Here is a 12,515-nt window from a genome sequence, read left to right as displayed (position 1 = left end):
AATGACCGCATCCGAACAGGATAAGACGCTATCGGCCTATGAGGACAGCTGGCGAATGGGCCTGCTGCTCGTGCTTGCCCTGGTCATCTTCCAGGCGGGCGCCTTGTACGGCATGGGCCATCCGCCGATCTGCACCTGCGGCTACGTCAAGCTCTGGCACGGCGTGGTCAACAGCTCCGAGAATTCCCAGCACATCGCCGACTGGTACACCTTCTCGCATATCATCCACGGCTTCCTGTTCTATGCGCTGGCGACGTTCCTGTTTCCACGCTCGCCGGTCGGGCTGAGGCTGGCTTTCGCGGTCCTGATCGAGGGCGGCTGGGAGATCCTGGAGAACAGCCCCTTCATCATCGACCGCTACCGCGCCGGCACGATCTCGCTCAACTATTACGGCGACTCCATCATCAACTCGGTGTCCGACACGCTGTTCATGGCGCTGGGATTTGTGATGGCGCGAAAGCTACCTATATGGGTGATCGTGGCCCTGGCGCTCATCTTCGAGCTCGGCACGGGCTACATCATCCGGGACAATCTGACGCTCAACGTGATCATGCTGCTGCATCCGTTCGAGTCCATCAAGCAGTGGCAAAGTGGAATTTGAGTCTTATGAGCACCTTTTCTCCCCGTGAAATCGTTTCGGAACTTGACCGCTTCATCATCGGCCAGAAGGACGCCAAGCGCGCCGTGGCGATCGCCTTGCGCAACCGCTGGCGCCGCCAGCAGCTGGAAGGCCAGATGCGCGAAGAGGTGATGCCGAAGAACATCCTGATGATCGGCCCGACCGGCGTCGGCAAGACCGAGATCTCGCGCCGCCTGGCGCGGCTTGCCGGCGCGCCCTTCGTCAAGGTCGAGGCGACCAAGTTCACCGAGGTCGGCTATGTCGGCCGCGATGTCGAACAGATCGTGCGCGACCTCGTCGAGGTTGCCATCGGCCTGGCGCGCGAAAAGATGCGCGGCGATGTCAATGCGCGCGCCCAGGTCAATGCCGAGGAACGCGTGCTGGAAGCCCTGGTCGGCAAGACGGCGAGCCCGGCGACCCGCGATTCGTTCCGCAAGAAGCTGCGCGACGGCGAGCTTGACGACAAGGAGATCGAGATCGAGGTGGCCGACACCGGCACCGGCGGCATGCCCGGCTTCGAGATTCCCGGCATGCCCGGCGCCAATGTCGGCGTGCTCAACATCAACGACATGCTGTCGAAGGCGATGGGCGGCCGCAAGACCAAGACCCGCAAGACCACGGTGCGCGATTCCTACGCGCTGCTGGTCAATGACGAGTCCGACAAGCTGCTCGATCAGGACGAGGTGGTGCGCAGAGCGCTGGAATCGGCCGAAAACGACGGCATCGTCTTCCTCGACGAGATCGACAAGATCGCGGCCAGGAGCGACATTTCGGGCGGCCCGTCGCGCGAAGGCGTGCAGCGCGACCTGCTGCCGCTGGTCGAAGGCACCACGGTCGCGACCAAGTATGGGCCGATCAAGACCGACCATATATTGTTCATCGCTTCGGGCGCCTTCCACGTCTCCAAGCCGTCCGACCTGCTGCCCGAGCTGCAGGGCCGCCTGCCGATCCGTGTCGAGCTGCGCGCGCTGGAGAAGGCGGATTTCATCCGCATCCTCACCGAGACGGAGGCGAGCCTCATCAAGCAGTATATCGCGCTGATGAAGACCGAGGGCGTCGAGCTGACCTTCACCGACGACGCCATCGATTCGCTGGCCGGCATTGCCGTCGACCTCAACGCCAGCGTCGAGAACATCGGCGCCCGGCGCCTGCAGACGGTGATGGAGCGCGTGCTGGACGAGATCTCCTACGACGCCCCGGACCGCAACGGCACGGCCGTCACCATCGACGCCGCCTATGTCGAGAAGCATGTCGGCGACTTGTCCAGAAACACCGACCTGTCGAGGTTTATTCTTTAAGCCTGTCTTGGTTTCGGGGCTCAAGCTCGCCCCGAAACGCCCTCGCCAATGCCCGATTTAGAGCCGGGTTCAGGCCGGCCTGAAACGCCCTTCCAATGCGGAGTGTGGCCAAATGGAAGCATCTGGCCACCATTCTGGTGGGGGGCTCGAAGCCTTCTCTCGACTCTGCCACGCGCTTTACCTAGTTTGCCGCGCATTCGAAAGCGGCGGCGTATGAAGAAACTTATCCTGCTTTTTCTCGGCATGGCCTTGGCGACGGCGGTGGCAACCGCCGATGCCGCGACAATGGTGCCGCCGGGCAACCGCTACAGCGTGCAGCCGGATATTCCGGGCGCCTCCAGCCGCCGCACCCAAGCCACCAACACCACCTTCCAGGCCAAGTACCGCAAGGTCTACGCGCTGTTGCAGAACGACGCCGAGCTGCGCGGCAAGATCAGGAAGGTGGCGGCGGCCTACGGCATAGATCCCATGCATATTGTCGGCGCCATCGTCGGCGAGCACACCTACAATGTCGACGCCTACGACCGCCTGCAGACCTACTACGTCAAGGCGATCTCATACCTGTCGAGCAAGCTTTCCTTCGCCTATCACGGTGAGGACGTCAGCGATTTCATCCAGCGGCCGGAATTCAAGAAATGCGCCGGCATGGACGACAGCTACGACCTTTGGGAATGCCGCGAGCAGGTCTGGAACCGCTCCTTCCGCGGCAAGACCGTCGGCGGCGAGGATTTCCCCGACGACCGCTTCGGCGCCACCTTCTTCCAGCCTTATTATGCCGGCCAGACGTTCGGGCTCGGCCAGTTGAACCCGCTGACGGCGCTGCAGATGAGCGACCTGGTGCACAAGGTCTCCGGCCTGCCCAGGCTCGACGTCAACGACCCCAACGCGGTCTACAAGACCATCATGGACCCGGACCTGACGCTGCCTTACGTCGCCGCGACCATCAAAAAGTCGATCGACGCCTATCGCGGCATCGCCGGCTTCGACATCTCGAAGAACCCGGGCCTCACCGCCACGCTCTACAATGTCGGCAATCCCGAGCAGCGCGCCTATGCACTGAAGGCCGAGAACGAGAAGCGCAGCGCCGCCGGCGAGCCGGAAAAGCTGCCGGAGGAGAATTATTACGGCTGGCTGGTCAACGACAAGCTGGACGAGCTGAAGGCGCTTTTCTAAAAAACCTCACGCCGCCAGCAGCGACTTCAGCTTGACCGCCTGCGAGCCGAGCGCTTCCGGCGCCGGGCTCGCTCTCTTGGCGATCAGCATCTCCGCCAGGCGGATGTCGCGCGCCACCGAATTGCCGGGGCCGATGCCGCTGGCGGCAACCAGCCTGCCGTCCTGCGCCAAATGGAACAGGATGAAGGCGCCGTCATCGAGGTCGCGCCGCACGATGCTCTTGCCTTCGTCCGACAGCCCGGCGATTTGCAGGGTAAGCCCGTACTGATCCGACCAGAACCACGGCACGGCGGCATGCGCCGCATCGGCGCCCAGCATGTTCTTCGCAGCCAGTGCGCCCTGTTCCTGGGCGTTGCGCCAGGCCTCCAGCCGCACCCGCCGGCCGCCATAGACGGCGAGCGGGAACGAGCAGCAATCGCCGGCGGCGAAGATATCCGGATCGGCTGTGCGCAAATGCTCATCGACAGCGATGCCGTTGTCGATTGTTAGCCCACTTTCGGCGGCAAGCGCCGTCACCGGCACGGCGCCGATGCCGATCACCGTGAGATCGGCGATGACCTTCTGTCCGTCGGCCAGCGTGATGCCGACCTCCGCGCCGTCATCGTCAATCGCTGCGATTCCCTGGCCGGTGCGGATCGCAACACCCTCGGTCTCATGCGCCTTGTGGATGATTTCGGCGATCTCGGCCGGCACGCCGCGCATCAGGATGCGCGGCTGCGCCTCGATGACCGTGACGGTGGCGCCAAGCTTGCGCGCCGAGGCCGCGAGCTCGAGGCCGATGAAGCCGCCGCCGATGATGGCGACGCGGTTGCCGGCGCTGAGATGGGCGCGAATGGCTAAAGCGTCGTTGAAGGTCCTGAGATAGACGCAGCGGCCGCCAAGCCCCGTCATCGGCAGCTTGCGCGGCACCGATCCGGTCGCCAGCAAAAGCTTTTCATATGGCAGGGAAGAGCCGTCCGACAGCCGCACGACGTGCGCGCCGCGATCGATCGCGACGGCGCGGACGGAATGGATGTGGCGGATCGAGCGTTCGGCGAAAAGCGCGTCGCTGGCGATCGCCTTGATGACCGGCGCCTCGCCGGTCATCGCTTCCTTCGACAGCGGCGGCCGCTCATAGGGCAGATGCGGCTCGTCGCCGACCAGCGCGACCGGCCCTTCGAAACCGAGATCGCGGAGCGCAAGCGCGGCGCGCCCGCCACATTCGCCTGCTCCGATGATCACCATCCCCGCTTGCATGATCTCACCCGATCCGGATCAGGACTTTTCCGGCGTCGACCTTGACCGGATAGGTCTTGAGGTTGACGCAGACCGGCGCGCCGCGCGCGTCGCCGGTCTTGTAGTTGAAGCGGCCGTTGTGCTTGGGGCATTCGATGATGTCGTCCATCACCAGCCCGTCGGCCAGATGCACCTTTTCATGCGTGCACAGGCCGTCGGTCGCGAAATATTCGTCGTCCGGGCTGCGGTAGATGGCAAAGGTGCGGCCGGCATGGTCGAACCGCATCACGTCCTCTTCATCGATGTCTCCGGCCGCGCAGGCCTCGACCCAGTCGCTCATCTCGTCCTCCAGCGAATATCCTTGAATTTCCTTGGGCCTCACTCCGCGGCGGCAGCCATCGGAATATCGTTATGCAGTTCCTCGCGATAGGGCTTCGCCGTCGGCGGCAGCGCGCGCTTGAGGAAATAATCCTCGTTGCGCAACTGGCGCAGGAAGGCCGGGACCATCTCGCGATAACCGGCCAGGATCGAAGGCGTCGGCGCCGGCAGGTCGTGCTTGATCATCTCATGCAGCTTCGGCAGCGCGTGATAGGGCACCATCGGGAACATGTGGTGCTCCACATGGTAGTTCATGTTCCAGTAGATGAAGCGGCTGATCGGGTTCATCAGCACCGTGCGGCTGTTCAGGCGGTGGTCGATGACGTTGTCGGCGAGGCCGCCATGCTGCAGCAGGCCGGTCATGACGTGATGCCAGGCGCCATAGAGCCGGGGCAGGCCGATCAGCATCAGCGGCAGCCAGGAATGCAGGTAGAGGGCCAAGGCGATGGTCGCGACGTAGATGGCGAGCCATAGGCGGGCCACCCGGATCGCCTTCGGCTGCTCCTGCTCTGGAATGAAGGTTTTTTCAGCGGCGCTGATGACGCCGGCGGCGTTGCGCACCATGTCGACCACCGCGTGCCAGGCGTCGAGAATGCCGAAGAAGTTGAGCACCACGCGCAGCAGGTCCGGCGGCCGCATGACGGCGATCTCCGGGTCGCGGCCGACGATGATGGTGTCGGTGTGGTGGCGCGTGTGGCTCCAGCGCCAGGTCACCGGGTTGCGCATGATCATGAAGCAGGCGAGCTGGTAGACGGCGTCGTTCATCCACTGCGTGCGAAAGGCCGTGCCGTGGCCGCATTCGTGCCAGCGGGAATCGGTCGAGGAACCGTAGAGCGTGCCGTAGACGAACAGGAACGGCACGCACCACCAGCTGCCCCAGAACCAGATGCCGCCCGCGCCGCTGAGAAGCATGGCGCCGAGCCAGATGAGCGTGTCGCGGATCGCCGGCTGGTCCGAGCGCTGCATCAGCTCTTTCATCCGCTTGCGTGGGATTTCGGTGTGGTACCACTCGGCCGCCGCCAACCCGTTCTCGACAGCGCGTTTTGCATCGCGGCCGGTCAGGCTGTAGTCGCGTGGCGGCGCCGCCGAAGATGTCATGGCCGTCATTGAGGTTCCTCCAACAGCGCCTGGTGAACGGCTCCGGCAGGTCCGGGCTCGTCCATGGCCAGCTCCACTTCAACATACCGCCAGCATATGATAGGCTCAACATCAGAAAGATAGTTTCTATCATTTCCTATCAGAATGAGATATCCTCAGCCGGATAAGCGATGGAGCATTCATGGCAAAGCGGCCGACCATTACCGATCTCGCGCGCGTCTCGGGCGTCAGCGTCGCTACCGTCGACAGGGTGCTGAACAGCCGCTTGCCTGTGCGCGAGGAGACGGCCCGCCGGGTCTACGAGGCCGCCACCGAGATCGGCTATCACGCGGCGGGGCTGATCAAGCAGCGCATGCGCCAGGAATTGCCGGAATACCGGCTCGGCTTCCTGCTGCTGAGGGGCAATGACGTCTTCTATGGCGATTTCGCCAGGGAACTCGAACTGGCGGTCGCACAATCGCAACGCTTTCGTGGTGTTGCGACAGTCGATTTCGCCGCCTCGCTGGCGCCCGACGAGATTGCCGCCCAGATGCGTGGGCTGGCGGCGAAGTCGAGAGCCATTGCCGTCGTCGGCCCGGATCATCCGACGCTGACGGCGGTCGTGGAGGCGCTGAAGGCGAGGGGGCAGCCGGTCTTCTCGCTGCTGTCCGATTTTGCCGCCGGTATCCGCGAGGGCTATGTCGGTCTCGACAACCGCAAGGTCGGGCGCAGCGCCGCCTGGATGATCGCCAAGGCCGCCAGGAAGCCAGGCAAGGTCGCGCTCTTCGTCGGCAGCCATCGCTTCCACGGCCATGAACTGCGCGAGATCGGCTTCCGCTCCTATTTCCGCGAGCATGCGCCGGACTTCACCGTGATGGAGACGCTGGTCAACCTCGAGGCCAATGACGTCACGCATGGCGCCATGCTCGATCTTCTGGCGCGCCATCCCGATCTTGCCGGTTGCTATGTCGCCGGCGGTGGCATGGAGGGCGCGGTCTCGGCGCTGAGGGCGGCGCGCCCGGCCGAGACGCCGATCGTCATCTGCAACGAGATCAACGCCGTCTCGCGCGCCGCGCTCGCCGACAACATCCTCACCATGGTCATCTCGACACCGCTCGCGGCACTCTGCCGGGAACTCGTCGTGCTGATGGCCCATGCCATCGAAAGCGGCGCGGCCAATGCGCCGGGACAGACCTTCCTGCCCTTCGACATCTACCTGCCGGAAAATATCTAGTTCCCCAGCAGAGGGATCTTGACCGGTCGGCTCTGTTTGCGTTGGCAGGCGGCATGCGTTGGAGATTGGCCGAAACGCCCATCGCGATCGTCATTCTAGGGTCTGCGCGCGTCGCTTCGCTCCTTGCTCCGCCATAGAATGACGAGGTTGGGGCGGCTTCAACCAATCCCCGGCGTTTGCGCTGATTCACGGAAATGAACGGAAAATCCTGCACCAAGACAAACGGCAACCTTTCAAAATCCCTGTGTCGGGGAACTGACTCCCGGAGCAATGGGATCGATGTGAAAGAATCCATCAGGCTGATGGATTCTTTCACGGCGGTTTGCCGCGATTCTGGCCCATGCGGCGATGATCGTGGGTCTTCGCCGCGACGACCGCGATCGAAAAACCGACTGCCCCAGTCGGAATCACCCTTGACGTTTCCAAACGAAATGGAATAAATATTTCACTAACTAGGCTTTTTGGTTCTTTCGTTCCGAAGCGTCTGTTTCGAACGGAGGAAGAGGCGTTCCACCGGATTGGCAGCGCCGTGTGGCCGCAGGGAGAGATTCCCCGGGCAAACCGGGGATTCCGGTTCCAATGGGTGCAGCCGGACACCAAGTGGAGGAGAGATAAAATGAAGAAACTGCTTTTGGGCGTCGCGCTTTCGGCGCTGATGTGTTCATCCGCCTTCGCCGCCAAGATCGGCGTTTCGATGGCCAAGTTCGACGACAACTTCCTGACCGTGCTGCGCAACGGCATGATCGCGCAGGCCAAGGGCATGGACGGCGTCGAGCTGCAGGTCGAGGACGCGCAGAACGACGTGGCCAAGCAGCTAGACCAGATCAAGAATTTTGCCGCATCGGGCGTCGACGCCATCATCGTCAATCCGGTCGACACCTCGGCCACCCAGGCGATGTCGGATGCGGCCGCCGCGGCCAAGATCCCGTTGGTCTATGTCAATCGCCAGCCGGTCAATGTCGACTCGCTGCCCGACAACCAGGCCTTCGTCGCTTCGAACGAGTCCGAATCCGGCACGCTCGAGACCAAGGAAGCCTGCCGCCTGTTCAAGGAAGCCGGCAAGAAGGAAGCCAATGTCTATGTGATCATGGGCGAGCTTTCCAACCAGGCCGCGGTGCAGCGCACCAAGGACATCGAGGAAGTGATCGCCACCCCGGACTGCAGCTTCATCAAGATCATCGACAAGCAGACCTCGAACTGGGATCGTGACCAGGCGCAGAACCTGATGACCAACTGGCTGTCGTCCGGCAAGCCGTTCGACGGCGTCATCGCCAACAACGACGAGAGTGCCATCGGCGCCATCCAGGCAATGAAGGCCGCCAATGTCGACATGAAATCGGTGGTCGTCGGCGGCGTCGACGCCACCCAGGACGCGCTGGCCGCGATGCAGGCCGGCGATCTTGATGTGACGGTGTTCCAGGACGCCGCCGGCCAGGGCGCCGGCGCGCTCGACGCGGCGCTGAAGCTCGCCAAGGGCGAGAAGGTCGAGCACAAGGTCTATGTGCCCTTCCAGCTTGTCACCCCGGCGAACATCGACAAGTTCCTGAAGAAGAACTGAGGCCGCACTTCTCGATGAGCGGCGCGCCGACGCATCGGACCGGCTGAAATCGGCTGCTGTTAAAGCGGCGCCGCTCCCTTTGTTCTCCCGCCCCGCCGGGCGGGAGAACAGGCGCGGTCATTCGGAGGAAGAAGACGTGTCCCAGACATCGCATGGCATTGGCGGGTTGAGCTATGACGCCAAGAAGCGCCCATGGCCCGCCGAATTCAACGTGTTTCTGGCGCTGGTCATCCTGGTCGTCGCCTTCGAGCTGATCGGCCGAGTCTTCCTTGGCGACAGCTTCCTGTTCAACACCCGCGAGAACGTCAACGCGATCTTCAACCAGCAGCGTCTGGAAATCATCATCCTGCAGGTGTCGATCGTCGGCATCATCGCCATCGGCGTCACCCAGGTCATCATCTGCGGCGGCATCGACCTCTCCTCGGGCTCGATCGTCGGCGCCACCGCCATGATCGCCATGAGCTTCGCGCAAGTCGCGACCGTCAACGGCAATCCCAATCCCAAGGCGATGTTCATCGACTATGGCTGGACCGACCTGCCGGTCGTCGTGCCGCTGCTGGTCGCGGTCGGCTGTGGCCTGATCGCCGGCCTGATCAACGGCCTGCTGATCGCCTACACCCGCATTCCACCCTTCATCGCCACGCTCGGCATGATGGTCACCGCCCGCGGCATCGCCAAATGGTGGTCGAAGGGCCAGCCGATCTCGTTCCCGACCGAGAGCTTCGCGGCCATCGGCAAGGGCCTGATGCCTGTCGTCATCTTCATCTCGCTGGCAATCCTGTTCCAGCTCATCCTGACCTACACGAAATACGGCAAGCACTGCTACGCCATCGGCTCGAACGAAGACGCCGCGCGCATGTCCGGCATCAAGATCGCCAACCACAAGGTGCTGGTCTATGCCATCGCCGGTATCCTGGCAGCGATCGCCGCGGTGGTTCTCTCCTCCAAGAACCTCACCGCCCAGGCCGGCATGGGCGTCATGTACGAGCTCGACGCCATCGCCATGGCGGTCATCGGCGGCGTTTCGCTGTCGGGCGGCCGCGGCTCCATCATCGGCACCGTGATCGGATCGCTGATCTTCGGCGTCATCATTTCCGGCTTCACCTTCCTGCGCCTCGACGCCTACTATCAGGAGATGGTCAAAGGCGTGATCATCGTCGGCGCGGTCGTTCTCGATCAATGGCGCCAGCGCCGCCGCGCGATAGGAGCTTGACCATGTCCGACATCGTTCTGAAGACCGAAAACCTCACCAAGCACTATGGCGGCGTGCACGCGCTCCAGGAGGCGAATTTCGAGCTGCGCAAGGGCGAGCACGTCGCCATCATGGGCGACAACGGCGCCGGCAAGTCGACCTTCGTGCGCCAGATCACCGGCGTCGAGCAGCGCACCGACGGCAAGATCTGGTTCGACGGCAAGGAGGTGAATTTCGCCGGCCCGATCGAGGCGCGCGAAGCGGGCATCGAGACCGTGTTCCAGAACCTCGCTCTGGCCGACGACCTCGACGTGCCGTCCAACCTGTTCCTCGGCCGCGAGAAGGTGCTGTTCAATCTCGGGCCTTTCTCCATCCTCGACCGCAAGGCGATGCGCAAGGCGACGGAGGCAGCACTTGTCCGCACGGCGGTGAAGATCCCGAACCTCTCCAGCACCATTCGCCACATGTCGGGCGGCCAGCGCCAGTGCGTGGCGATCGCCAGGACCGCGACCTTCGCCTCCAAGCTGATCATCATGGACGAGCCGACGGCGGCGCTCGGCGTGCAGGAGACGGCGCAGGTCGAAAACATCATCCGCACGCTGAAGGAAAACGGCGAGCCGCTGATCCTGGTCAGCCACAACATGCGCCAGGTGTTCGACCTGGTCGACCGCATCGTCGTCTTCCGTCGCGGCAAGATCGTCGCCAATCTGCGCAAACAAGACACCGACGGCAACGACATCGTCGCCTACATCACCGGCGCCAAGACCGGACAGGCGGAGCTGCAGGCCGCCTGACGGGCGCCACGACGGGATCAAACCAGTCATCCGCGCCGGAAGGCGCAGATATGCCTACAAAACCCACCCTCGAAGGACATTCCATGACACTCCGCTTCGCTCTCCTCGGCGCCGGCCGTATCGGCAAGGTGCATGCCCGCGCCGTCGCCTCCAACCCGCAGGCCAAGCTGGTCGCCGTCGCCGATGCGTTCGAGAAAGCGGCGACGGAGCTCGCTTCCGCCTATGGCGCGGAAGTCCGCACGATCGAGGCGATCGAGAAGGCCAAGGATATCGACGCCGTCATCATCTGCACGCCGACCGACACCCACGCCGATCTGATCGAGCGCTTCGCCAAGGCCGGCAAGGCGATCTTCTGCGAAAAGCCGATCGACCTCTCCGTCGAGCGCGTCGAAAAATGCCTGGCGGTGGTCGAAAAGACCGGCGCCACGCTGATGGTCGGCTTCAACCGCCGCTTCGATCCGCATTTCGCCGCCGTCCGCAAGGCGATCGATGACGGCGCCATCGGCACGGTCGAGATGGCCACCATCACGTCGCGCGATCCCGGCGCCCCGCCGCTCGATTACATCGCCCGCTCGGGTGGCATTTTTCGCGATATGACCATCCATGATTTCGACATGGCGCGCTTCCTGCTCGGCGAGGAGCCGGTTGCGGTGAGCGCCCACGCCTCGGTGCTGGTCGACAGGAAGATCGGCGAAGCAGGCGATTTCGACAGCGTCAGCGTCATCCTCGAAACCGCCTCCGGCAAGCAGGCCGTCATCTCCAACTCGCGCCGTGCCACCTATGGCTACGACCAGCGCATCGAGGTGCATGGCTCCAAGGGCATGGTCGCGGCCGAGAACCAGCGGCCGGTGTCGATCGAGCTCGCCAACGACAAGGGCTACACCCGCCCGCCGCTGCACGACTTCTTCATGACCCGCTATCTCGACGCCTATGCCAATGAGATCGCAGCTTTCATCGCGGCGGCGACGTCGGGCAAGAAAGCAGCGCCGAGCGGAGCCGACGGGCTCGTCGCGCTGAAGCTGGCGGATGCGGCGCTGAAGTCGGCGAAGACGGGCAAGACCGTCCGCGTCGATTGAACAGTTGACCTCGATTACAGGAGTAGAGCGATGAGCGGTTTGGCCGGTCGCAATTCAGAAACGCGTGCCATCGTCACCGGCGGTGCGCAGGGCATCGGCTTCGCGGTTGCCGAAGCCTTGGCGGACGAAGGATGTCGCGCGTTGGCGCTGATCGGCCGCTCGCAGGAGAAAGGCGACAAGGCGGTTGCCGCGCTGAAGAAGAACGGCGTCGACGCCATCTTCATCAGCGCCGACGTCGCCAAGGTCGCCGACTGCAAGCGCGCCGTCGAGACGGCGATCAAGCATTTCGGAACGCTGAACGCGCTGGTCAACGCCGCCGCCACGTCCGCACGCGGCTCGCTGGTGGAGACCACCGAGGAGCTGTTCGATCAGATCTTCGACACCAATGTGCGCGGCCCCTTCTTCCTCATGCAGGGCCTCGTCGGGCATCTGCTCGAACGCAAGGCGCCCGGCTCGATCGTCAACGTGCTGTCGATGTCGGCGCATGCCGGCCAGTCGTTCCTGACGCCCTATTCGACCAGCAAGGGCGCGCTGATGACGCTGACCAAGAATGTCGCGAGCTCCTACCGGAAGAACCGCATCCGCTGCAACGCCGTGCTGCCCGGCTGGATGGACACCGAGGGCGAGGCGATCGTGCAGAAGAAGTGGCACGACGCCCCGGACGACTGGCTGGAAAAGGCCGAGGCAGCGCAGCCGATGGGCCAGTTGGTGAAGCCGGCGCAGCTTGCGAGGCTGATCACCTATATGCTGAGCCCGCAGGCCGGCGTCATGACCGGCTCGCTGGTCGACTACGACCAGAACATAGCCGGGGTTATCGGGGAGTAGTGACGGCGAGCCCGGTGGAAACCGTCACTTCGTCATCCACGGGCGGAGCAAGGAGCGAAGCGACGCGCGCAGACCC

General features: G+C 63.6%; 12 protein-coding genes. 9 read left to right on the top strand and 3 right to left on the bottom strand.

Annotation, left to right across the window (positions count from 1 at the left end; translation table 11 throughout):
- The first annotated feature begins 1 nt into the window (after position 1).
- From FJ417_RS07580 to FJ417_RS07570, 3 genes are all read left to right on the top strand, one after another.
- Positions 2-601: a DUF2585 domain-containing protein gene (locus tag FJ417_RS07580; RefSeq protein ID WP_140783027.1), complete on the top strand. Its 600-nt coding sequence runs from the start codon at positions 2-4 to the stop codon at positions 599-601.
- 5 nt (positions 602-606) lie between these two features.
- Positions 607-1,917: an ATP-dependent protease ATPase subunit HslU gene (gene hslU, locus FJ417_RS07575; RefSeq protein WP_140658744.1), complete on the top strand. Its 1,311-nt coding sequence runs from the start codon at positions 607-609 to the stop codon at positions 1,915-1,917.
- 213 nt (positions 1,918-2,130) lie between these two features.
- Positions 2,131-3,090 carry a DUF1402 family protein gene (locus FJ417_RS07570; RefSeq protein WP_140783026.1) on the top strand — a complete coding sequence of 320 codons (960 nt, stop codon included), beginning with the start codon at positions 2,131-2,133 and terminating at the stop codon, positions 3,088-3,090.
- A 6-nt stretch (positions 3,091-3,096) separates the two neighbouring features.
- Here FJ417_RS07570 and FJ417_RS07565 read toward each other — a convergent pair whose 3' ends face one another.
- Genes FJ417_RS07565 through FJ417_RS07555 form a run of 3 tightly spaced genes read right to left on the bottom strand, consistent with a single transcriptional unit; the run spans position 3,097 to position 5,790 of the window.
- The gene (locus FJ417_RS07565) at positions 3,097-4,314 is read right to left on the bottom strand and encodes an FAD-dependent oxidoreductase (protein WP_181183171.1); all 1,218 of its coding nucleotides are present in this window, start codon (positions 4,312-4,314) and stop codon (positions 3,097-3,099) included.
- Positions 4,315-4,330: 16 nt separating this feature from the next.
- A complete protein-coding gene (locus FJ417_RS07560; RefSeq protein ID WP_140658747.1) occupies positions 4,331-4,645 on the bottom strand; it encodes a MocE family 2Fe-2S type ferredoxin in 315 nt (104 codons plus the stop codon).
- A 38-nt stretch (positions 4,646-4,683) separates the two neighbouring features.
- On the bottom strand, positions 4,684-5,790 hold the full coding sequence (locus FJ417_RS07555) for a fatty acid desaturase family protein (protein WP_181183170.1): 1,107 nt from the start codon (positions 5,788-5,790) through the stop codon (positions 4,684-4,686).
- 172 nt (positions 5,791-5,962) lie between these two features.
- Between FJ417_RS07555 and FJ417_RS07550 the strand changes: the two genes are divergently transcribed.
- The 6 genes from FJ417_RS07550 to FJ417_RS07525 all read left to right on the top strand — a co-directional run bounded on the left by FJ417_RS07550 (position 5,963) and on the right by FJ417_RS07525 (position 12,439).
- Complete coding sequence (locus FJ417_RS07550; protein ID WP_140783024.1) at positions 5,963-6,994, top strand: LacI family DNA-binding transcriptional regulator; 1,032 nt, start codon at positions 5,963-5,965, stop codon at positions 6,992-6,994.
- Positions 6,995-7,610: 616 nt separating this feature from the next.
- A complete protein-coding gene (locus FJ417_RS07545) occupies positions 7,611-8,552 on the top strand; it encodes a sugar ABC transporter substrate-binding protein (RefSeq protein WP_140641688.1) in 942 nt (313 codons plus the stop codon).
- Positions 8,553-8,688: 136 nt separating this feature from the next.
- Positions 8,689-9,765, top strand: a complete 1,077-nt coding sequence (locus FJ417_RS07540) for an ABC transporter permease (RefSeq protein ID WP_140708451.1) — start codon at positions 8,689-8,691, stop codon at positions 9,763-9,765.
- A gap of 2 nt (positions 9,766-9,767) precedes the next feature.
- Positions 9,768-10,538, top strand: coding sequence for an ATP-binding cassette domain-containing protein (locus tag FJ417_RS07535; RefSeq protein ID WP_140641685.1), 771 nt, complete (start codon positions 9,768-9,770; stop codon positions 10,536-10,538).
- An 83-nt stretch (positions 10,539-10,621) separates the two neighbouring features.
- Positions 10,622-11,614, top strand: a complete 993-nt coding sequence (iolG, locus tag FJ417_RS07530) for an inositol 2-dehydrogenase (RefSeq protein ID WP_140783023.1) — start codon at positions 10,622-10,624, stop codon at positions 11,612-11,614.
- 30 nt (positions 11,615-11,644) lie between these two features.
- Positions 11,645-12,439 (top strand): SDR family oxidoreductase, encoded by a 795-nt coding sequence (locus FJ417_RS07525; protein ID WP_140783022.1) that lies wholly within the window; start codon positions 11,645-11,647, stop codon positions 12,437-12,439.
- Positions 12,440-12,515 lie beyond the last annotated feature (76 nt).

Source organism: Mesorhizobium sp. B3-1-7 (genome assembly GCF_006439385.1).
Lineage (GTDB): Bacteria > Pseudomonadota > Alphaproteobacteria > Rhizobiales > Rhizobiaceae > Mesorhizobium.
Note: the sequence above shows the minus strand (reverse complement) of the source record. Positions and strands in the feature narration are given on the sequence as shown.

What these genes read in the sequence shown, in the direction of transcription:
- FJ417_RS07545 (WP_140641688.1), top strand. Translation starts at nt 7,611, where the DNA reads ATGAAGAAACTGCTTTTGGGCGTCGCGCTTTCGGCGCTGATGTGTTCA.
- FJ417_RS07560 (WP_140658747.1), bottom strand. Translation starts at nt 4,645, where the DNA reads ATGAGCGACTGGGTCGAGGCCTGCGCGGCCGGAGACATCGATGAAGAG.
- FJ417_RS07570 (WP_140783026.1), top strand. Translation starts at nt 2,131, where the DNA reads ATGAAGAAACTTATCCTGCTTTTTCTCGGCATGGCCTTGGCGACGGCG.
- iolG (WP_140783023.1), top strand. Translation starts at nt 10,622, where the DNA reads ATGACACTCCGCTTCGCTCTCCTCGGCGCCGGCCGTATCGGCAAGGTG.
- hslU (WP_140658744.1), top strand. Translation starts at nt 607, where the DNA reads ATGAGCACCTTTTCTCCCCGTGAAATCGTTTCGGAACTTGACCGCTTC.
- FJ417_RS07565 (WP_181183171.1), bottom strand. Translation starts at nt 4,314, where the DNA reads ATGGTGATCATCGGAGCAGGCGAATGTGGCGGGCGCGCCGCGCTTGCG.
- FJ417_RS07525 (WP_140783022.1), top strand. Translation starts at nt 11,645, where the DNA reads ATGAGCGGTTTGGCCGGTCGCAATTCAGAAACGCGTGCCATCGTCACC.
- FJ417_RS07535 (WP_140641685.1), top strand. Translation starts at nt 9,768, where the DNA reads ATGTCCGACATCGTTCTGAAGACCGAAAACCTCACCAAGCACTATGGC.
- FJ417_RS07580 (WP_140783027.1), top strand. Translation starts at nt 2, where the DNA reads ATGACCGCATCCGAACAGGATAAGACGCTATCGGCCTATGAGGACAGC.
- FJ417_RS07550 (WP_140783024.1), top strand. Translation starts at nt 5,963, where the DNA reads ATGGCAAAGCGGCCGACCATTACCGATCTCGCGCGCGTCTCGGGCGTC.
- FJ417_RS07555 (WP_181183170.1), bottom strand. Translation starts at nt 5,790, where the DNA reads ATGACGGCCATGACATCTTCGGCGGCGCCGCCACGCGACTACAGCCTG.